The 21,612-nt window shown below is 34.1% G+C and carries 19 protein-coding genes and 2 pseudogenes; 20 read left to right on the forward strand and 1 reads right to left on the reverse strand.

Annotation, left to right across the window (positions count from 1 at the left end):
- Window positions 1-22 precede the first annotated feature (22 nt).
- The 9 genes from IE339_RS23795 (at window position 23) to IE339_RS23830 (ending at window position 8,047) form a co-directional block, all read left to right on the forward strand.
- Window positions 23-3,406, forward strand: coding sequence for a helicase-related protein (locus IE339_RS23795; protein ID WP_242176437.1), 3,384 nt, complete (start codon window positions 23-25; stop codon window positions 3,404-3,406).
- Window positions 3,407-3,421: 15 nt separating this feature from the next.
- Complete coding sequence (locus IE339_RS23800; RefSeq protein WP_242176438.1) at window positions 3,422-4,159, forward strand: hypothetical protein; 738 nt, start codon at window positions 3,422-3,424, stop codon at window positions 4,157-4,159.
- Between the two features lie 242 nt (window positions 4,160-4,401).
- On the forward strand, window positions 4,402-5,097 hold the full coding sequence (locus tag IE339_RS23805; RefSeq protein WP_242176439.1) for a hypothetical protein: 696 nt from the start codon (window positions 4,402-4,404) through the stop codon (window positions 5,095-5,097).
- Entirely contained in the window at window positions 5,094-5,693 is a 600-nt protein-coding gene (locus tag IE339_RS23810) for a hypothetical protein (protein ID WP_242176440.1), read from the forward strand. The genes IE339_RS23805 and IE339_RS23810 overlap by 4 nt, the downstream gene beginning before the upstream one ends.
- 17 nt (window positions 5,694-5,710) lie before the next feature.
- The gene (locus tag IE339_RS23815) at window positions 5,711-6,298 is read left to right on the forward strand and encodes a hypothetical protein (RefSeq protein WP_242176441.1); all 588 of its coding nucleotides are present in this window, start codon (window positions 5,711-5,713) and stop codon (window positions 6,296-6,298) included.
- Between the two features lie 163 nt (window positions 6,299-6,461).
- Complete coding sequence (locus IE339_RS23820) at window positions 6,462-7,106, forward strand: response regulator transcription factor (protein ID WP_242176442.1); 645 nt, start codon at window positions 6,462-6,464, stop codon at window positions 7,104-7,106.
- Between the two features lie 113 nt (window positions 7,107-7,219).
- A complete protein-coding gene (locus tag IE339_RS23825; RefSeq protein WP_242176443.1) occupies window positions 7,220-7,525 on the forward strand; it encodes a DUF2325 domain-containing protein in 306 nt (101 codons plus the stop codon).
- 44 nt (window positions 7,526-7,569) lie between these two features.
- Complete coding sequence (locus tag IE339_RS24725) at window positions 7,570-7,695, forward strand: hypothetical protein (RefSeq protein WP_277933991.1); 126 nt, start codon at window positions 7,570-7,572, stop codon at window positions 7,693-7,695.
- Between the two features lie 55 nt (window positions 7,696-7,750).
- The gene (locus IE339_RS23830) at window positions 7,751-8,047 is read left to right on the forward strand and encodes a hypothetical protein (RefSeq protein ID WP_242176444.1); all 297 of its coding nucleotides are present in this window, start codon (window positions 7,751-7,753) and stop codon (window positions 8,045-8,047) included.
- 156 nt (window positions 8,048-8,203) lie between these two features.
- On the opposite strand, the gene IE339_RS23835 is transcribed toward IE339_RS23830, so the two are convergent.
- The gene (locus tag IE339_RS23835) at window positions 8,204-8,485 is read right to left on the reverse strand and encodes an AbrB/MazE/SpoVT family DNA-binding domain-containing protein (RefSeq protein ID WP_242176445.1); all 282 of its coding nucleotides are present in this window, start codon (window positions 8,483-8,485) and stop codon (window positions 8,204-8,206) included.
- Window positions 8,486-9,679: 1,194 nt separating this feature from the next.
- Between IE339_RS23835 and IE339_RS23840 the strand changes: the two genes are divergently transcribed.
- From IE339_RS23840 to IE339_RS23880, 11 genes and pseudogenes are all read left to right on the forward strand, one after another.
- Window positions 9,680-9,910 (forward strand): hypothetical protein, encoded by a 231-nt coding sequence (locus IE339_RS23840; RefSeq protein WP_242176447.1) that lies wholly within the window; start codon window positions 9,680-9,682, stop codon window positions 9,908-9,910.
- Window positions 9,911-10,121: 211 nt separating this feature from the next.
- Window positions 10,122-10,352: pseudogene (locus IE339_RS24845) on the forward strand (RNA chaperone Hfq); the annotation flags it as partial.
- 313 nt (window positions 10,353-10,665) lie between these two features.
- Window positions 10,666-12,141 (forward strand): ABC transporter substrate-binding protein, encoded by a 1,476-nt coding sequence (locus tag IE339_RS23845; RefSeq protein WP_242176448.1) that lies wholly within the window; start codon window positions 10,666-10,668, stop codon window positions 12,139-12,141.
- 369 nt (window positions 12,142-12,510) lie between these two features.
- Complete coding sequence (locus IE339_RS23850) at window positions 12,511-13,647, forward strand: HesA/MoeB/ThiF family protein (RefSeq protein ID WP_242176449.1); 1,137 nt, start codon at window positions 12,511-12,513, stop codon at window positions 13,645-13,647.
- Complete coding sequence (locus IE339_RS23855) at window positions 13,637-15,064, forward strand: ABC transporter substrate-binding protein (protein WP_242176450.1); 1,428 nt, start codon at window positions 13,637-13,639, stop codon at window positions 15,062-15,064. Before IE339_RS23850 ends, IE339_RS23855 begins: the two co-directional genes overlap by 11 nt.
- Window positions 15,051-16,295 carry a hypothetical protein gene (locus tag IE339_RS23860; protein WP_242176451.1) on the forward strand — a complete coding sequence of 415 codons (1,245 nt, stop codon included), beginning with the start codon at window positions 15,051-15,053 and terminating at the stop codon, window positions 16,293-16,295. Before IE339_RS23855 ends, IE339_RS23860 begins: the two co-directional genes overlap by 14 nt.
- Window positions 16,292-17,539: an MFS transporter gene (locus IE339_RS23865; RefSeq protein WP_242176452.1), complete on the forward strand. Its 1,248-nt coding sequence runs from the start codon at window positions 16,292-16,294 to the stop codon at window positions 17,537-17,539. The genes IE339_RS23860 and IE339_RS23865 overlap by 4 nt, the downstream gene beginning before the upstream one ends.
- 343 nt (window positions 17,540-17,882) lie before the next feature.
- Window positions 17,883-19,181: a helix-turn-helix transcriptional regulator gene (locus IE339_RS23870; RefSeq protein ID WP_242176453.1), complete on the forward strand. Its 1,299-nt coding sequence runs from the start codon at window positions 17,883-17,885 to the stop codon at window positions 19,179-19,181.
- A gap of 11 nt (window positions 19,182-19,192) precedes the next feature.
- On the forward strand, window positions 19,193-19,321 hold the full coding sequence (locus IE339_RS24730) for a hypothetical protein (RefSeq protein WP_277933992.1): 129 nt from the start codon (window positions 19,193-19,195) through the stop codon (window positions 19,319-19,321).
- Between the two features lie 64 nt (window positions 19,322-19,385).
- A complete protein-coding gene (locus IE339_RS23875; RefSeq protein WP_242176454.1) occupies window positions 19,386-20,057 on the forward strand; it encodes a serine hydrolase in 672 nt (223 codons plus the stop codon).
- Between the two features lie 223 nt (window positions 20,058-20,280).
- Window positions 20,281-21,126, forward strand: a pseudogene (locus IE339_RS23880) (ComEC/Rec2 family competence protein); the annotation flags it as partial.
- Between the last annotated feature and the right edge of the window lie 486 nt (window positions 21,127-21,612).

Consider the following 21,612-nt stretch of genomic DNA (forward strand, 5'->3'; position numbering starts at 1 on the left):
TTCGATCTGATAGAGGGACAACATGAGCAAAGTAGAGTGGAATTTTAATGAAACAGATGAACAGCCAAAAATGATGGAAGTGTACCACGAAAAGGCATGGTATGACGTATTCTGTTACGGACTAATGGTACAAGAACCAGAGAAGTCGTATCAAGATGCGACCTTGTTATTAGCGATCGTCGCAGGAAATGATAGCGCGATTCAATCGTTGAAAGCATCCATCGACTTAGGATCGAAAGGTCTCTATTTTGGTCAAGGAGAAAAAGGCTTAACAGCGTATGAATTCAAGCGTGAATTTTCCTTAACTTCTGAACGAGGAAAGTACAACAACTTCGGGATCTCCCTACAATCCAATCGTAAGGCGGTCATTATTGCTCACGATAAATTAATGGGAAATGACGAATACGTCATGTGCTTTGATGAAGATGTGTCGGAAGAAGTAAGGAAAGTGTTAGGTGGAGGTAAATATGGCTTACATATCTTGCCTGAATGGAAAGAGGTCGTGTATGACGAGCTCTTAAAGCGAAACTACATTGAACCGGTTGAGTTTTATTATGACCCGTCATTATTCAATGAGTCGTTTACCATTTTACGGTTGAATTTGAGTGAAGAAGAAGCGGATGAATTGATTTCAACGCTTATCAAACAAAAGAAGATTGCTTTTCCACACGTAGGATCAGGAACGTCACTAGAAGGAGTAGACGATTTAACAACCTATATGCAAACCTACGTGAATGCGCTGGTTGAAAAAGTGTCTATGCAGGTGAAGCCGACGCATGACCCGATGGAACATTCAACGATGTCAGTCTTTAACGACTATAAGCGAAAACTATTCCCTGTGCAGTCTCATGTATCAACAGGAATAGCAAAACGACTTTTTAATCAAAAAAGCGTCATTATACAAGGTGAGATGTCAACGGGGAAGACGACGATCATGACAGCGATAGCCGATGGCTACAACAAATTAAAAGGGAAAACAGGATTCTTCTCATGTGTATTAGTGCCGCCTTCTTTAACGAAGAAATGGGCAGAAGAAGAAATTCATGCGATTTTACCAGACGCAGAAGTTCATCTCATTCGTCATACCAAACAGCTCATTGATTATCACGTGGCGTGGACGAACCAAGGAAGACCAAAGCCAACGAAACCCACGTTCTTTGTCATTTCCTTTACGACGATGCGTGGAGATTGTGCGTATGAACCGGCGGTACACTTTCAAAAGATTAAAACGAAGAAGCAAGTATTAGGTCAAAGGCAGCCTTATCGTTATGGCTATTATTGTCCGACCTGTGGAAGTGCTCATCAAGTGGTTTCATCGGAGACAACTCGTTTGAATGAGCAGGGCGAAGAGGTGACTGATCGAGATACACGAACGATGGATGCAGGAGAATTTGGAACAACGAGACGAATTCGCAATTCGAAAAAACCTGCTAATGCCTTCTGTTCAGAGTGTGGAGACAATCTATGGACCAAACGTGTTCCAACTCGTTTCTCCTCCTTTAAAGAATGGAGTCAGTATGAGAAAAAGCTCTCTTATGCGATTAACGATGGAAAAGGGAGAGTAGAGGACGTTCAGTCAACACAGCAATTACAAAATGTAAAAGCTCAAGGTGAGAAACTAAAAGATGCGGTACGAGCAACTCTACCAGACTTCAAAAAAATGGTCGGCAAGCCTAGAAAGGTTGCGGCTATCGAGTATATGAGACGACGTATGAAGAACTTTTTTGATCTTACCATCGTGGATGAAGTTCATGAGTTAAAAGGTGGTATGACGGCACAAGGGAACTCCTTAGGAAGCCTTGTCGCCATTAGTAAAAAAGTGATCGCAGGAACAGGTACCCTCTTCGGCGGCCGTGCAGAAGACGTGTATTACCTTCTATGGCGCATGTTCCCCACAGAAATGGTTCGAGCAGGATTCAAATTTTCGGATGTTCGTTCATGGAATGAGCAGTATGGAAATATTGAGGTGACAACCATTAGCTATGAAGATAAGGGTGAGTATAGCAATAAACTAAGCCGTGGTGGTGTGAAGAGAACAGAGAAGATTCTTCCAGGTATATCACCATTTGTCTTTTCAAAGTTTCTCATGCAAAACGCCCTTTTAGTGAGATTAGTAGATGTATGGCCAGATCCGGTCGAACTCGTGAATGTTCCAACCATTTTAGTTGAGATGGATGAAGAGTTGAAAGAATCCTATCAAGCGATGGAACATGATTTCTTACGGGCGATTGAAAGTAGAGAAGATGGTCATAAACTTTATCTACCATTGACAAACAATGGTGTAGCCTTCCCCGACAATCCTTTTACTTATCCAGAAGTGACGGTTAAGAATGAGGACGGGACGCGTGATGTTATTTGGACACCGAAACGGTTAGATGAAGATCGACTATTAAACAAAGAGCGAAAGCTACAAGAGATTCTTAAAGATGAAATTGCAGAAGGAAGAAGTAGTATCGTCTACGTTCGTGATACAGGAAGTTCCGTAGAAGGACGCGACATACAGCCCCGCCTGCAGCACGTCATTGAGCAGATACCAGGCGCAAAAGTAGCGATTCTTCGTTCCAACACTACGAAAACCGATGAACGTTCAGATTGGCTAAAACGGAAAGTGGAGCAAGAGGGCTATAACGTCATTATTGTGTCGCAGGAGCTTGTTAAAGTAGGCCTAGATTTGTTGTGCACACCGACCCTTATTTATTATCAGTTCTCATGGTCGCTATTTACACTCAATCAATCGAGCCGACGAGCTTGGCGTATCGGTCAAACCGAAGAGTGCCGAATCTATTATTTAGCCTACAGAGATACCTATCAAGATGCGATGGCGCAACTCATTGCTCAGAAGAATAAAGCCGCAGCTGCCATTAATGGTGAACTAAGTTCCGATGGTCTTAGCGCCATGTTGGGGGATGAAGGGGATCTTCAAGCGATGTTAATTAAGTCGATTAAGAGTGGCGAGAAACTAAAAGGAAGTACAGAAGCGTGGGTAGCGGAGACGTCTGATCGTGCAAGAGAATTACTGAGCGGGATTGGAAAGAAAAAAGCGCCACGTATTCCGAGTGTGTCCGAGCAGTTTGAAAGCTGGTTAAATACCCAAATTGAATCGGTCCCCACTCGCAATGTTCTTCTTCGTCATTGTGAAAAAATCGCTGAATTCATTCAAAAAGGTGCCGTCCCAGGATTTACTGTCAAAGGAAAATCCTTAGAGATTGACTTAGTGGATGTCTTTGGAATGGATCATGTCGCGGATGCGTACATTCTTAATCACTTGATGAGTGCCGTACGCGGGAAAAAAGAAGAAACATCGACCCTTGAGACAAAAGTGGTCGAGGTCAAAGTGAATACAACTAAAAAACGTAAGGCAAAAGATCCGATTGCCGGTCAATTAGCCTTCTCACTATTCGATTAAAGGGAGAGAGTCAAGATGATAACAATTTATTTAGTGGATTTATTTAAGCTAGCGCTAGTGGGTGTTCACCTGCTAGCCGACTGGCATTGTACAAAGCGTATTCTAGAACTTCACATGAGCTATGAGCGCATGGAGGAGATTGAGTTTGAAGGTCTGGAAGACGCCCAACAAGTTGATATTCAATCATTGGCACAAGCGGTCATTGAGGAGGAAAAAAGAAAACAAGTAAACGAAGTGGCAGCCAATCCTGTTTATTCAACGATTGAAGGAACGGAAATGGTCCCGTTTTTCGATGAATTATATCAGGAAGTTAATGGTGTAGTGGAAGCGCCTATGTTGGTTTCTGATTACCCAGCGTTTAGCGATAATGATATTCCAGTTATAAATGAAGGGTTTAATGATGACTCTCAACAGTTTGGTTATAATGCTAGTCATTGTGTAAATAATTCACAGGATGAAATGCTCACAATGGATGATTATGTAGAACCAAGACAGTCAGTATCGTTCTATGAGGGATTACAGCGTCTATCAGGTCAAGTTATTGGGATGGAGCAAAATTTCATTCATTTACAAACTGGGAAATCAAGAGAATGGATTAATGTGGGAGGAAACATTCATCAAATAAATTTGTATGACTACCTTGTTTTAGAAGTTGTGCGTCATGATCAGTCAAATATTGAAATTAAAACGATTAATAAAATGGAGCAAGAAGTAAGCGCAGATTACGGAATTCCAGATGAAATGTTAGCTTGATAGAAAGAAAGCGCGACGCGATCGTCGCCCTTTCCTCTATGTTCATAGATTACTTGTGAATATAGAGGAAAGGAGTACTTCATAATTAAAAAGTCATAGGTATTGAAAAAATATTTTAAAAAAATAGTACTTTTTTATCAAAAAAATACCTCGAATTGCCACGAATGAAAAAAATGTTTGTTAAAATCATGTAAGTAAAGAATATTTTAGGAATTAGGATTATAAAAGGGAGAGAAACACAAATGACACTTACAATTGAAAAATTAGATGAATATATGGAACGATTAGTATCAGGAAATGCCTTTGTAGAATACGTTGAGATTAAAGTAAATAGAATGCAACCAAGCCCCCATGAAGATAGTAAAACACTGTTAAACTTAGACTTTGCGACATCGGCAAATGTACCACAAGATGATGAGTATTATGAAAACATTAAAGAGAGCCTTTACTACATTGAGAATCGTGTGATAAAGCCGCTGTATGACATTCTTGGAGATAATTATATTGTTAAGATCCAGTTTGACTGTGATGGCGAGCTCATTCAAGAGGGCATTGAAATTGTGTCACATATTCATTTTGGCAAGGATTCACCTCTACATGCAATCATGAAAAAAATAGATGTGCGTTTAGCACCCTATATTAAAATGGCTAAGTCCGTTCAGAGCGTAACGTTGAAGGGGCACAATTACCAGCTAAGTCGAATCAACTTTAACATTGTATGTAACGTTAAAGACCTAACAGCTATGTTGAAAGAGCCTGTGAATACAGCTACAAAGTCTCAATGGTACGGTAAAATTCATTTGCTTGTTGCTGAATGGAATAAGACAAAAGATTATAAGTATGAATATAGTTTGCCAGTTACAAGAGGAAAGTTAGAGATTGATATTTCAACGCAAATCTTTACATTTAGAGAAGAGAAAAGAGTATTTAAAAAGTGAAGAGGATCCTACAATACATTACGTTATCGTCGTTAATGGTTTTGGTAGTCATGTTTTCAAGTCAGACGCATGTCTTTGCATCTAGTGATATTCCGAATTTTGTACCGAAACAAGGTGACATGAAAATTGAAGCGAAGAGAATTGATAGTGGGACAAGCTTCATGTCCGATACACTCAATGGCCTGTTACCTAAGGTAATGGATGTGGGGATTAAAGTCATTACCATTATGTTTGTCGCAGCGGTTATTGTCATGGCTTTTGCGTTGTTAATGAAAAATGGCCAATGGACCAAAATCGGAACAGGTGTGATGATGGGTTCCTTCGTTGCTATCATCATGTTACGTGTCGTTCCCATTTTTATGTTGACATCTGATAGAATGAATATTACACTATTTGTTAATGATACGTTGGACTTATTAAAACATATTAGTTTTGTGGCTGCCATAGGAATGGTCATTATCGGATTGTTTATTCGGTTCTTACATCAACTACTCAATCACCCTGATTACTTTAGGTGGAGTAAACGGTTGTACATAGGAGCCTTGATCTTAACAATTCTCTCGACCTTTATTCCAATCTTGTTCACCGCGGCCTAACGAAGGAGGGATTGATCATGTTGAAGCTTGTCATTGATAATCAAAAGAAAGAAGAAGAATTATTAACGTGCCGCAGCTGTAGTTTGTACGATCCAATCTCTGATGCGTGTGGAATTTGGTCAGAGGCGGATATTAACGATCCGATCTTAGTCTATCGATGTGAGGAATATATTCCAAACGATCTGGAGGATACTAGTAATCCCTTAAAAGAAACGTATAGCTTGATCGAAGAGGTGGATGAAGATCCCGTCTTCTATCAGATGTTTGGACAAATCGACATGGCTAAGAACTATCCAGCGCAGCCTGAGTACGATCCGAAACGTACGGATGTTACCTGGTACGTAAACCAAGAGAAACAATTTGGTTGCTGGATCTTAAATACTTCTTCTAAGCGCTTTGTGGTTATCAATGATGAGAGTCCGGTAGTGGGTTGGCACAAAAACGTGTATAAGTCACCCTACCCGTTGCATGATCATGACTCTTCTCCTTCTATTGCACCGTTCATGTGTTGGTTTGTCGATGAGGATGGCTATGGACAGTACGTCTTGTTGGTAGAAGGCGAAAAGCGGATGATCACCGCACCGAGACCTAAAAACTTTAAATAGATCCATGAAAATTGTCAGAAAAAATGGTATAATCTAAATGAGCAAGAGAAGAAATTTCTACAATTGAAACACAAAGGGAAAAACCCTCAAAAACACTTACTAGATAAGTGTTTTTGAGGGTTTTTTCGTTAAGGAATAAGAAATAAAGATGAGGTGCAACCCAGTGAAAAAGGTCTTAATTATGGAAAAAGATATGATTTTTAGAGAAGGTTTAATTCAGGTGTTAAGTCAGGAGTATCACAATTTAGACATAAAAATCTTTCAATCGAATGCTTATTTAGTAGATCGTTACGAGTGGTGCTTAGTCGATGTGTTCAGTTACGAGGAACATTACAAGTTCATTAATGAGTTACAAATGCTAGGTGTGAAGGTCATTGTGTTTTTAAAAGACTTTAATGCTGACAAAGACAAATTACAGAATGAAACGTTAATTCGTGCGGACGGCATTCTGTTAAAAACCATGAAGATAGCCGAGGTCATTAAAGCATTCGACACTATTTCTCAAGATATTCAATACTACCATCCATTAGTAGCTCAGTTAATTATCCATCAGTTAAAAAAGAATAATGAGAAAAGTCTGGAGGTCCGTCGAACCAGTTTACAAGATAGTTTCCTAACAGAACGAGAACTAGATATCTTACAGCTTATAGCGAAAGGGTTAAATAATAACGAAATTGCCGAGAAGCTAACCCTCTCTCCTCTAACGATTAATTCTCATATGAGAAGGATCTTTGGAAAGTTTGATGTGAATAACCGAGTTTCAGCGCTCGTTTATGCCCTCAAAAACGACTTTATCAAGATAAATTAAAAAAATTTCAAAAAAACTCCCGTTCTATGTTAACAAAAAGTGTAATATATGTTATAAATAGAATAACTTATAAAAATATAACAGGAAATTACAATTTCGGGAGGATGAGAAGGATGAAAAAAACAGTAGCGATTTTTGGTGGAGACAAAGAAAGCACATATAAGCAATTAGGTAAGAAAAATGGATGCGATGTTCTTTTTCATAACGGAAAAGCACGAAATGGTGGCACAGTAAAAGCATTTCAACCTCTTGTGAACAAAGCTGATTTTTGTATCGTGCTGCTTGGATCAATTGGGCATATTTCTCAGGATCTAATCAAAGAGCTAGGCAAGGAGCTGGGCAAGCCGGTGATCTTTCAACCAGGTAAGGGAGTTTCCGCAGCGCTTCGCAAGGGACTTGATCTAGTAGAGGCTGTTTAATCAACAAAACTTAGCGTAGTGCTGAAGATAAGGAGGGACCGCAGATGTTTAAAAAGCGCTTAAAAATGGATCGAACGAAGTGTATTGAATGTGGAGGATCAAAGGAAACCAAAAACCCGTTGATTTGTGATAATTGTTATAAAAAAGCGATGAAGGAAAAGATCAAGTAAATGAAGGTTTTACTACGATAAGTGAAATAGAACATTTGAGAATGGAGGAAGAAGAATGATAACAGTATCTCAACTTATAGAGGAAATTCTTGATAATGCTAAAAATGGAAATGATGAAGTAGTGTTTCGTGATAGTAATACAGATCGATCTATAGAGTGGGATTATGCAGATTCTTTTACTAAAAACGGTAAGAATGTGGTCACGATGTCCATTAACCTAGCTGTGTTTGAAGAGATCATCGATGACTTAAATGGTCAAATAAGTGAGTGGCAGACAAAGTATAATAAGCTCTCAGAAATAGTAGCTTCCAAGGATAAATTTCTTATGGTTAAAGACAGTGAGCTTGACTAAGCTCATGAAGGTATCAAACGACTGAATAGAGGTTTTTTTCATCTGAAAATACTGACAATATCGTGGGGAAAATAGCCATAAAATATTAACTTCATATCCTTTTTTGAAAAAACTTAAAAATATAGCCACCCTCATAACTTAGGATGGCAACACGTATCATTGTCTATTTTTCAATGACTCTAATTCATTCAAAAGTATTTCTATCCCTTTAGGGCTGAGAATGATATTACCATTACCAAATTTTCTGTTCTGAGGAGTATATTCACCCGTTACAGCACAAACGCCTCGCGAATGATATTTTTGAAGAATAATTTGATCTTGATCGACAAATATCTCTAACGGCTCTTTATGCTTAATATCAAACGCTTTTCGAAGTTCTTTTGGGAGAACCACACGTCCTAACTCATCAACTTTACGTACAATACCGATTGATTGCAATCTAATCACCCTTTCTACTGGTATTAATAGGTATTTTATCATAGGTACTAAATCCTGTCCTTAATTTTACAATGCAGTTCAACAGTTTAAGAAATGACCATTTTCACTGAAAACCATACAGAAATAAGTTATTTAAGAAAGGACGGGATATAGATGATCTTCTGTGAACATTGCGGATTCGAAGGAGTACTGCATGACACATTTCAGCCAGATGCAGTTGAACGAGGATTTTGGTGTGAACTGTGCGATGGATACACTTACTTTGAGGGACAAGAAGACCAACATAAATTTACTCTCATTAAAGAACAGAGATGCACTTATGAAATTCTAGCTGGACATAATTATAAAAATCTTTCAAATCCCTTACCCCCTTTTCGATATCTAGGCGGAAAATCAAAATGAATCAATGTCCTTACCAGTCAACATCAGGGGAAACGAACAAAAATACTTATCTCTTCTTTTACAAGAGGAATAAAGGATTCAAGCGCCCAAATTCTGAACTAAAGCCAGTCGATAGTCAAGGGGTATCTGCAGTACTATGTTTTTAAAAAAAGAAAGTAGGATCTACAAAATCATAATCTAAAAAAACTATGATCTAAATAATAAATAAAGAAATTTAAAATTAATCATCTAAGAAGAGTCCTAAAATGACCGTGTTCTTTAATCGAAAAGAGTTATCTTAGTGGTGTGTACAAGTGGATGCTCTATTCATAGAATAAAAGCTATTTAGGAAAGATGTGCGAATTGAAGAGCTTGAAGCGTAGCTAGCTTTGACCAGATCAATGGTAGAAGAACATAAGGGGAAGTGACATGTTTAAATTTATTATTGTAGTCGTTTTAATCTTTTTCTCAGAGCATGTTCTATATTATGGAGGCAAAATCTTAAGAAAAGTCGGTGACTTGGCTCTGTGGGGACTAAAATGGCTTATCAATTCCTTGCAAAGAAAACTTTAAGGGATTGTAGAGAATTATGATTCAAACTTGCATTATATTGAGCACCCAAAACGCTTGGTTATATCAAGTGTTTTACTATTAGTTGGGATTTACTGTCTCCTTTTCTATCACCATTAGAAGTCACACACTTAGATGGGTATCTTTCCTATCTTTAGTGTGTTATGGTTGGGGAACTAAATAAATTATTTGGTTTCTTTGTACCTAAAAGTTTCCTCATAATGGGAAGGGGTACACAAAGTTATGAGCATAACCAAAGCAGAAATTTTTGAAAAGCTTAGTACGTTAATTGAGTATGAAAGTACTGATATTACCCATACGGTACCTAACCTAGTAAAATTGGAATATTCTCAAGAAGATCAAAGTTTCCAAGTAACTTCACTCACTAACGGTAGCGCTCGCTTTTATTACGATACAAAGAGTGCCTCAGAAGCCATATATACAATTTTAACTACTTTAGAAGAGAACGTTTAATTATCCTCTTACTTATATAAAACCAAGTTACCATAACTTTATTATGGTAACTTGGTTTTTGTGTTTTATATTATATGAATAGAAAAATGATTGTACTCATGTAATATATTATTTTTCTCAATCGTAACCTTCTATATACTTTGTATATAGAAGGTTACGGAATAAAAAATTGAAAAAATTCGTACAAGAAGACATCTAGCTAGCTACTGTTCGTTCGCAAAATGCACGTGTAACTATTATTACAACAAAAGGGCTGCAGATTAAGGGAAATGTAATTTCCTTTGATCAAAGTTCCATTCTAATTCAAGATCAAAGCAAGAAAACACAACTGATCTTTAATCAGATGATTGCTACCGTCTTAGCAAATCGACGTTTAGTCGTGGACAGTAAGGTTGTTAAGGAGGGAATAATTAAAAAGTCTCAAAAAATAAAAATAGCTTAGAGAAATAAACAACCCTAAGTGATTTTATTAAATTTCAAATTAATAATTGTTAAACTTTAAACAACGATTGATTATTAAAAGCAAAACGAAAGAAGAAATTCTCTTTAGTGATTGGAGAACTTCTTCTTTTTTTATAAATCGAACTATTAAAGTAATTATTCTAACTATTTTAATAGTTTTTTCCTGATTTAGTTCAAGATTTAAACTAAAACCCATCTATTAAAGACTGAATTTAAAGAACTTTCCCAATACATATGTATTAAATCCCGTGCTAAACTTATATATAGAAATAATTAACAAAAAGAGGTTTCTTATGAATTTAAGTCTTAATTTCACACAAAACATATTAAATATACTTCCAACACACTGCCTTGGAACAAATGAAGCTAATGTTAGTAAGCTTCTGTATAGATGCTTCTATCAGTTAGAAAATAACCAATTACAAAATGATTTAGTTAAAAAGGAAATCCACAGTGAGGACTTTACAAATTGGATTATTACTATAGAAAGTTTCAGCTGGAGTAATGGAAGTAGTGGCAGCGTTAATGATGTTATAAACACGTGGAAATATATAATTAAAAAAAATTTAAACAACGCTTCATATTTATTAGATATTAAGGGAGCAAAAGAGTTTCAGGAGGGGGTAACACCTGACATATTAGGTTTAGAAATAATAGATACATATACTGTTTCTATTACATTTAATAATCCATTCCCCTACTTTAAAGAAATTTTGCTAAACCTTAATTTATCACCAGTCAAGATGCTTAATCTTCAGACAGAATTAAGGCCTTATGGATTAGAAAACTTTAAAAATGAAGAATATCTGATTACAAACAATCATCATTTTATAAAAAAATGGGATGAAGATGAATTAATAATTGAAAGTGATAAGAAAAGTAGGACAAGTAATCGTTATAAATTTACATTTTGTAACGATTCTGAGTTGGTTTTAAAAAGAATTCAGACAAATGATTTACATATACATGATGGTGGTTTGTTACCTAGTGATCAAATTTACGAATCTTCTATTAGGTATTTAAAATATTATGATTTTCTAAGTACCTATTATCTATTCCTAAATATGAAAAGAGAGAATAGAATGCCTTTAAATTTACGACGAAATTTGATGAGAGTCATACACCAAGATAATAAATTTATTACTGACGTAGATAAGGTTCAAACACAACAATTAGTGCCAGTATCCTTAAGAACCTGGGGAAATTCCCATAAAGACTTAGAAACATACTCTACAAATCAAAAGTATGATGGTCTATCCAATCCATTAATTTTTATATGTAATGACGAAATAAGTTATATCAATTTAGCAAAAAAAATAATTAAATTATGGGAAAAAGAACTAGGAATTGTTGTTGAATTGAGAGTATATGGCTGGGACGAATTTATATATAAGCTTTCCAAGGGAGAGTATGACATCTCACGTGGTGGATGGGTAGCAGATTTTCCACATGCATATAGCTTTTATGAAGTTATGAGCTCCACTAGTTATTCAAATTATTCAAATTGGCATAACGAGGAGTTTGATAATCTCCTTTCTCTTTCAGGTTGTACTAATGACCAAAACAAGCTAAATAATTACTTTAGTAAAATGGATAAATTAATCACTGAGAACGTACCAATTATACCAATTTATGAGCACAAACTTAGACAACTAATTAGCAGTGGTGTTTCACATTTTGATATATCTAATACTGGCATTATTAATTACGATGGAACCCATCTAAACTTTAAAGGAGGTGAAATCTATGAAAAAGATCGTAGTTCGTAAACTTGCTACAGTAACTGTACCTCAACTTCGTCCAGGAACTTAATTAAAGCTAATAGGTATTAAATAGGGGGAGGTGAAATCTATGAAAAAGATCGTAGTTCGTAAACTTGCTACAGTAACTGTACCTCAGCTTCGTCCAGGAACTTAATTAAAGCTAATAGGTATTGAAATAGGGGGAGGTGAAATCTATGAAAAAGATCGTAGTTCGTAAACTTGCTACAGTAACTGTACCTCAGCTTCGTCCAGGAACTTAATTAATATCATAGCATACATTCAATAGATGCTGTGTACCTAGATAAATTGGTACATAAAGCAAAATAGAGAGTAGCCTAAGGGCTGCTCTCTTTAACAAGAAAGGAGCATAAATATATGGATAAGCAAGCAAAATTTAAATTAAAAGATACTTTTTTTATAGCACAGAACGGTGATAAAGTTCAATTTGGTGATGAGCCAGGATATAGTTTTGAGGTGTTAGACGAATCGGGGTTTTTTCAAGATTTTATTGTACTACTTGACGGTACTAATACCATTCAAGATATAAAGTCTCAATTACAGCCTGTCTACCCGGAAATAACCGAAGATTATATCGAGGAACTTATTCTAGATCTAGATAGAAACTTCTTAATCACTGTACATAATTCTCCAAAAAGAATTATTGAACCTAAACATATAAGTAATCTAAATTTCTTTGAAAACTTTTCAACTTTAGGAAATACTAACGAGGATTTATTAGACAATATTAGAAATTTAAAGTTAGGAATAGTTGGCTTAGGCGGTTTGGGTAGTAACATTTTAATGCAACTGGCAGGATTAGGCGTGAACAATATTTACATTATTGAACCTGATAATGTAGAAGAGAAAAACTTGAACAGACAGTTTCTTTATAGAATAAGTGATATTGGTAAACCAAAAGCAATTGCTGCAAAAGAAAATATATATGGTTTAAATCCTGATATAAAAATTAGTACAAAGATTTTAGAAGTAGCTTCTACTCAGGACCTTCTTACTCATTTACCGAATGATATTGATTTATTAATTTGTGCAGCGGATCAGCCTCTATTAAAAATTCAGTTATGGTGTAATCAATTCTGCCTAATTAATGATATTCCACTTATAACAGGTGGTTTAGGTTGTACACAAGGTCATTTCCTTACAGTTATTCCTAATCAGACACCTTGCTTAGAGTGTTTTTATCATAATTTACTAAAAAATGATGAGGTAAAGAAAACGCTTAATCAACTAATGGATTATAAAAACAAAAATGCAGCACTAGGAAATAGTATCAATCTAATAGCTAGTTCCATCATTTCAGAAATTATAAAAATATTTTCTTTAGACTTAGCACCTGTTTCGCTAGGAAAAAGGGTCTTTATAGATTTTATTAATTTAACTTATAATTATGAAAATAATTGGCTTAAAGATGAAAGCTGTAATTGTAATAACAAACCGTCACTACCAATGAAAACTGTATTAGAAGAATTGGAAGGTGATCTACTTGGAATTTAATATAAACTTTGATAATAATTATGGATTCAAAGAATTAAATCCTGCTACATGCCAGGATACATCTACAGCTAACATCTTACACAACATTTATAAAGGCCTGTTCTTTTATAATGGAATTACATTAACTCCCGGTATGTTAAATGAATTAAAATTTGACGAACAACAAAATACATATACTTTCTTCTTAAGAGAATGTGTTTGGTCAGATCATTCTCCAGTTGTTTCTGCAGATTTTGTAAGCGCTTGGATGAGCGTCATAAAAGGAATGGATATTAATATTGAATTTTTTAAAATGATTAAAAACGTAAATAGCTATTTGAGTGGAAAATCTACAGAAGATGACATTGGAATTAATATAATTAATAATAAAATGTTTTCAGTCACGTTAGAATACGACTGTCCTCATTTTTTACATATTACTGCATCAACTCCTTATTTGCCATTACCTCAAAATATTAAAAAAGATAAAATTGGATACGTTGGAAACAGCAATTTTATTATAAAAGAAAATAATATAAAGTCTATGAAGTTAGCACATGTTAGTAGACCTATAGAAATTAACATATCTTGTGATTGCAATGAGGAGTCGATCCATCACAAATTTGTAAACAAAGAAATTGATTTTAGCGATGGAATACCTGTTAATTATATGTCTATGTATGCTGAACAAGGACTTATAAATTACGTTCCTGAATTCGGAACATCTTTTATTCAGTTTAATTGTGAAAATTTAAATTTAAATCAAAGAACACTAGTTGAAAATACTATAAATAAAGAGCAACTTGTTACTGCTTACTTACAAAATGAGAAAACCGATAATTTTATACCTTGGCATTTAATCAACGAAAGTAATACCTCAACAACACAGATCAAAAAAAGCCTAAATGGGAGCACTACTGGCTTAGCTTTTCATAATAAAAGTATTCAATTTCTGGTTAACAATTTAGATCTATATGTCAATATAGCAAAAGAAATTAAAGAACAGATCGAAAATGGTTTAGAATGTAGCGTAGAACTTATAGTATGCGAATGGGAAGATTTTGTTGAAAGGTTAAGAAATGGAAAATACGATATTGTACTTAGTGGATGGATAGGAGATTACTTTGATCCGTACTCTATGCTTAGTATCTGGCATTCTGGTTCATCTAACAACTATGCAAGCTTCAATAATGAAAATTATGATTCATTATTGATTAAGAGTCAGGAAATAAGAGACGAAATAGAACGATATCAATTATTCGCTTTGGCAGAGAATGTTTTACTTGAGCAAAAAGTACTTATACCTTTATATCATTACAGACTGCCTTTATTAATACAGAGTAATTATAAGGAACATTTGAATTTCTCTCCACTGGGAATTATTGACTTAAATTCGATAGACTATAAAAAAGGGGTGTTTACAAATGAAACTAAATAACAATTCGTTTGTTAATTTTTTTCCAATATATATCGAAAAATTTAACGGGTTAGAAGATGAATATATTGTTGGAAGAAAAGATACAGGCGATTATATAAGTGTTCCATTAGTTGCAGTGGAATCAATAAATCTTTTAAAAAATGAATTGACAATTGAATCCGTTGAAAGAGAATTATCTCAAAAATATAATGAAGAAATTGGTGTATATGAATTTGTAGAAACATGCATTGAAATAGGATTTGTTAAAAAAATAGATGGAATAGAAGTATCTGATGAGAAATCAACTCCAATTGCTAATCAATTTTCTTTTATAAAAGAGAATTTTTCCAAAATCTTTTTTAATCGTTTTTCTTGGGCAACCTATGTGGCATTATTCTTCTATTCAATGTTAATCTTTTATTTTAGCCCAGATTCTATTCCACACATAAAAGACTTTCTCTTTAATGATTCTCTAACTGTTGTAGTCACATTAGGTTTAGTAAGTATGTGGGGTCTAATATTTATACATGAGTTGGGTCACTTAATTGCTGCAAGAGCTCACGGAACAGAAAGTAAGGTTAAATTCGGAAGATCTGGTATGTACCTCGTAATTGAAACTGTTATACCTAACATATGGTCCGTTTCTAAAAAAGCAAGAAATGAAATATTTTTAGCCGGACTTGCCTTTAACTCATTAATGCTAGCTATAAGTGTAACATTTGTGTTTATGCATGATACAGGTTCATTAACACTATCTGAGGGCATCTATAGATTCTTAAGATTTGTCAATATTATTAATGTTTGGAGTTTTGTTACTCAACCGCTTATTTTTACAAAGTCAGATTTGTATTATGTGTTAAATAATCAATGGAATTGTACGGATTTGCATGGTAACACTAGCATATTTACTAGACAAAAGTTCGGTCTAAAAGTTAAAAATGAAGATAAACAAAAATTAGAACAAGTTTCTTCTCATGAGAGACTGGGATTACAAAAATATATGCCAATATATATTGTAGGATTAATTTTTTCAACATGTGTCGCAATCGGTTATACTGGGTTCACTCTCTGGTATTTAAACATTTCAATGGAAACATTTATTAAATTTAAATTTACAACATTGAACTTCTGGGATCACTTTTTTGGTTTCGGTTATTTAGTAACACCTATCGTTTGGTTGTTTGTATATATCGTTCATGATTTTATAAAAGAAAAAAAACCGTTAATAGTACCACGAAGCGAGAGCATATGAAAACTAATGTTAATAGTACAATATTCACACCATTTCGTAACCATTTATTGTGGAGAAACAATAATTTTTTCAGGTTATGGATTGGAGGAGCTTTTTCAGTAATTGGCTATAGATTATACTCCTTTATAATTTCTTGGTTTGTTATTGAACTGACTGGCTCAACTTCTATACTCGGGTTGTTATTCGTTTGCTGGGCTATTCCTAATATGTTTTTTATGATAGCTGGGGGGGCGCTGTCCGATAACTACAACAAGGTTAAAATTATGTGGATATCGGATATAACGAGAGCTATCACCTTAACAATATTATTGATTTTGTATGTTACCAATCTAACTTTTACACCTGCCCTTTTTGTAATATCCCTTATTTTCGGAATTAGTAATGCAATGTTTATTCCAGCGAGAGATTCTTTATTGCCAGAGATAATTGAAAAATTTGATATACAAAAGGGTAACTCACTACGTGAGTTAATAAACCAAATAGCAATCGTTTTAGGACCTGTAATAGGAGCAGTAGGAATTGAGATTTTAGGTGCTGGAAAATCATTTATTATCCCTATCTTTTTTATGATAATGTCTGCATTTTTTATAAAAAAAATATCCTACACAGGATTTAAAGTTAACAAAAAGGAACAAAAAAATTTATTTAGGGAAGTTAAACAAGGGTTTTTAATTATTAAAAACAATAAACCTATTGTCTATATGTTTATATGTATGGCTGTTTTTAATTTAGGCTATTTTGGGCCATTAGTTATCGGATTACCATATCTTTCAAAAGTTGCTCTTAATACTGGGGTCTTAGGGTTTACGCTATTTGAGGTTTCAATGGCTGCAGGAATGATAATAGGATCAATAATTTGCTCTAAAGTAAATTTAACAAGGACTGGTTGGGTAGTATTTAGCAATACACTGGCTGCTGGATTATTATTTTCACTTGTTGGATTTGCCAATAATGTGTTTTTAATTTCTTTAATACTAATGATCATTGGGATTTTAGTGACTATTATTAATATACTTATGTATTCTACTGTTCAAAAAGAGTTTGACATAAAAGTGTTGGGCATAGTATTGGGATTCCTTAACTTTTTAGTAGTAGGAATGGATCCAATATCTTTCTTCCTTTCAGGAATAGCTTTTGACTTTTTAGATGTAAAAATAGTTTTCTTATTGGGTGGACTGTTAGTAGGGTTCGTTGGTTTAATAGGCATTTGTGTTAAGGGAACAAGGTCTCTGGAAACAACGTAAAAAACCACGATGGTCGTTTAATAGAATTGATTAAAATAGAAGGCAACCATGTAAAAGCATTAGGTTTTTATATAAGAGTTTATTTTCTTACAAGAAGAAACCTAAACCTTTAATTCAATTTCAGTAAAATTTTATTACCTTTTATATCCCTCGTTCTTAAGAGAGGGGTTTCCTGCTTAAGGATTTACTGTGTAAAGACTTACGTAGGAAATCATCCAAAGAAAAAATTTATTTATTTAACTCTTTTATTTATTTCGAAAAAATAAAATATATCTTGTATTAATACGGTAATATTGTAATAATATTCTAGTGTGTTTCGAAATTTAATGAAAGGGTTTTTGAATTGAGAGTTGGAGACGTAATAAAGTATGAAAGAATAAAATTACAGGTTACTCAAGAGGAGTTGTGCAAAGATATCTGCTCCGTTTCGTATTTAAGTAAGATAGAAAATGGAGCAACAACACCTAGTAACGAAATTATAGAGCTACTATTTCATAAGCTAAATATTGACTTCTTTCAAGTTAATGATGAAAAAAGCGAAAATGATAGAAGATTATCTTTAATACATATTTATCAAGATTTAATTGAAAAGAAGAAAAATATAGACGAGGGTACTGTTATTGCTGAACTTACAGGATTTAAAACAGTTACACAAAATAAAATTTTAAGCGAATTAATATTGGCTAGATTTTATTTATCTAAAAAGAAAACAGATGAAGCAGATCAAATTATTATGAAACTGGAAACTATAATAGATAATTATTATTCTCATGAAAAGTTCATTTTTTATAAAAACAAAGGTCTTTTGTATTATTTGAATGGTGATTATAGAATGGCTTTAAATAACTTTCAATGTTGTCTTACCTTGTTGTCTTCCGCTAAATTTCCTGGATGGGATTTAGCGGACTTGTATTTCCAAGTAGCTTTAACAAATGGAAGACTTCAAAAAGTGCAAGAGAGTATTGAATTTGCATCAAAAGCCCTTGTTTACTACGACAAAGATTATAATTATTTAAGGTCAGCAGACTGTCAAATGATTTTAGGAATCTCCTATCAGAGATTAGAAAATTACGAATTCGCTATTAAATCCTATAGTTTGGCCTTAAAAATTGGTGAAACCTTTCAAAATTATAACTTAATGAGTGCTATTAATCATAATCTTGGTTATTTAAAAAGTCTTGAAAGTGATTATGAAGTTGCCAAAATTCATTTCAAAAAAAGTCTAAAGCTTAGAGAGCCTTTAATTAAAGAAGGCGTCGATGATATTAAAAAATTGTTAAATACTATACATTCATTAATTCAACTTCACTACAAAGAAGGCAATATCACTGAAGCTCAAATTTATATTGAAAAAGGTGAGAAATATCTTTCTTCTTGTAAAAATGTTAATAATTATGAACATCAGCTACACTACAATGTTTATAAAAAATTAATTATAGATGAAGAAGATTCCATTCGATATTTAGAAGATCATGTCTTACCCTACTTTATCGAAAGATCAAACAGTAGGTATATATATAAATACTCTAAGCTACTCGCTGAAATATTTGAAACAGAACGAAAATACAAGAAAAGTGTGTACTTTTATAAATTAGCAAATCATACAGCACAGTCTTTAATACCAAAAACATATATTGAATAGGGGATTATACTATGAAAAAAGCAATCATATTATCACTTGCTGCACTATTGGTACTATTTATGTTTAAAGGGAATAATAATTTCACTTCAGCTAGTGAAGAAGAATTTCCAGAACCAACAGTAGCACAAGTACTAATTTAAAAATTCAATTGTAAATTTGGCTAGTTTAACAATTTTATTAAAATTGCTCTATGAAGAGGTAAAGATGTTGCATTTCAAAAATCAAATTACCAAATTAATTCCACGAAATGTGGAATTAGGATTATTCCTTTATAATTTTCAAAATGACGAGAAAATAGCAATAAACGAAAATAAACTATTACCTTTAGCTAGTATTACGAAATTAATTGTAGCTTGCTTGGCATTACAAAATGGCACTTCCTTAAATAAGCAAGTTATATTTGATTCTATAAGCATCCATTCAAATGAATCATATAACAAAATATTAAGTGAACTGTCAATTCCAGAAATTAATGCAATGTTTAAAGTTGAAAATACTGACCTACACATCAATAGTGACAATAGAGATGCAATAAATAACATAGGGTCTGCACAAGGACTATATTACTTTCTTTCAGACATGTTAGTAGGAGAAAAATTATCTTTTAAAGATAAAAAAATCGTTTTAAATGCATTAAAAAAGCAACAGGATATTGATGGATTTAGATTTCATGACATTGGGACATGGGCACATATGACAGGTGGTATGGATGGTATTTGCAATGATATTGGCATTTTGGAAATAGATAATCAAAAGTACTTTATAGCAGGTCTAGTAAAAACTGATGACTTAAGCATAAATTGGATGACTTTAGAAAAAACCCTTCAAGATATTGGTGAGATCATAAAACAGGTTGTTACAGTAGAAGAAAAATAAATCTCTTTAAACACTTAATCTAGCCCCCCTTTTATTCTTTGGATAACAAAAGGGGGGCTACTGTGTTCCTGAATAAGCCGCTAAAACATTTTTTATTTTCAGGGGAAATGTAAAAATAAAACAGTTAATTTGTTACTTTTCATTTATAATTAAATTCGTACAAGTAGACGACAAGTATACTTGTACAATTAAACAGCTTAACTATATAAATGGGGGTTCTAAAATGAAAAAAGGATTAAAGTTTCTAATAAGTCTTGTGCTTATGATTGGCCTCTTGAGTGGATTAACTTTTCACACATCTTCTCATGCAGCCACTACAAAGAAAATGTCTGTACACTATATTAATGTAGGACAAGGCGATAGTACTCTAATACGTGCGCCGTATGGCGAAAACATTTTAATTGATGGTGGAAACATTAACGGTAGTAACCTTGTCTCATACTTAAAAAAGCAAGGCATTAAAACAATTGATGTAATGGTCTCTACTCATCCTGATGCCGATCATATTGGTGGATTAGACGATGTACTCAAATCATTTGATGTGAAATCTGTTTATGCCCCTAAAGTAAACCATACAACGCAAGCCTATGTAGACTTCTTAAAAGCTGTAAAAGCTGAAAAACTAACGATCAAAACGGCACAAAAGGGCGTTAAAGTACCAGTTAAAGGGGTTACCGCTACGTTTGTTGCACCCGTAAAAACGTATGATAAGGATCTCAATGACTGGAGCGCTGTTCTACGCGTGGTCTATAACAAGAAGTCATTCTTGTTCACAGGAGACGCAGAATTCAAATCTGAAACAGATATGCTAAATTCAAAGCAAACCTTAAAAGCAGACGTACTAAAGATAGGACATCACGGTGCCAAAACATCGACTAGTCAAGCGTTCTTAAATGCTGTTAAACCATCTGTAGCTGTGATTTCAGTAGGGAAAGGGAACCGTTATGGTCATCCAACGACTGAAACACTTAACCGCTTAAAAGCTTCAAAAATTGCCATCTATCGTACCGATTTGCAGGGGCACATTATCATCACAACTGATGGAAATACCTTAACCTATAATACAAAAGCAGCTGTACCTGGAGGTGCTGTCCCTGCACCAGCTCCAAGCACGTACAAGTTAGTCGCTACATTGGACAATGCGAAACCCAAACAAAATGGAACAGTGAATCTTACCGTTAAAGGCCTTCCTAGTGGATCGTACAAAGCAGTATTTCACTACAAAAGTACCAACACAACCTATACTGGGACAATTGGAAAGGCATTGCCTGTTAAAATTGGTCGCGCCGCTAAAGGTTACAAAGTAGTGGTCGATATTTCAAGTGCGTACAAAGGGAAAAGCTACAAAACTCAAACGTCCTTTGTGCCACAATAAGGGAGTGCTCATATGAAAGGTATTGTGGATCACCTTGAAGGGCCATTTGCTGTTATTGAAATAGACGGAGAAACGCAGGATTTTGATCGAAATATTTTTAATGAAGAAATTTAAGTTGGAGATGTCGTAGAAATCGTTGAAGGTAAAGGCATTGTATTGAAAGATGAAACGGAAAAACGT

This window comes from Priestia koreensis, assembly GCF_022646885.1.
Taxonomy (GTDB): domain Bacteria; phylum Bacillota; class Bacilli; order Bacillales; family Bacillaceae_H; genus Bacillus_AG; species Bacillus_AG koreensis_A.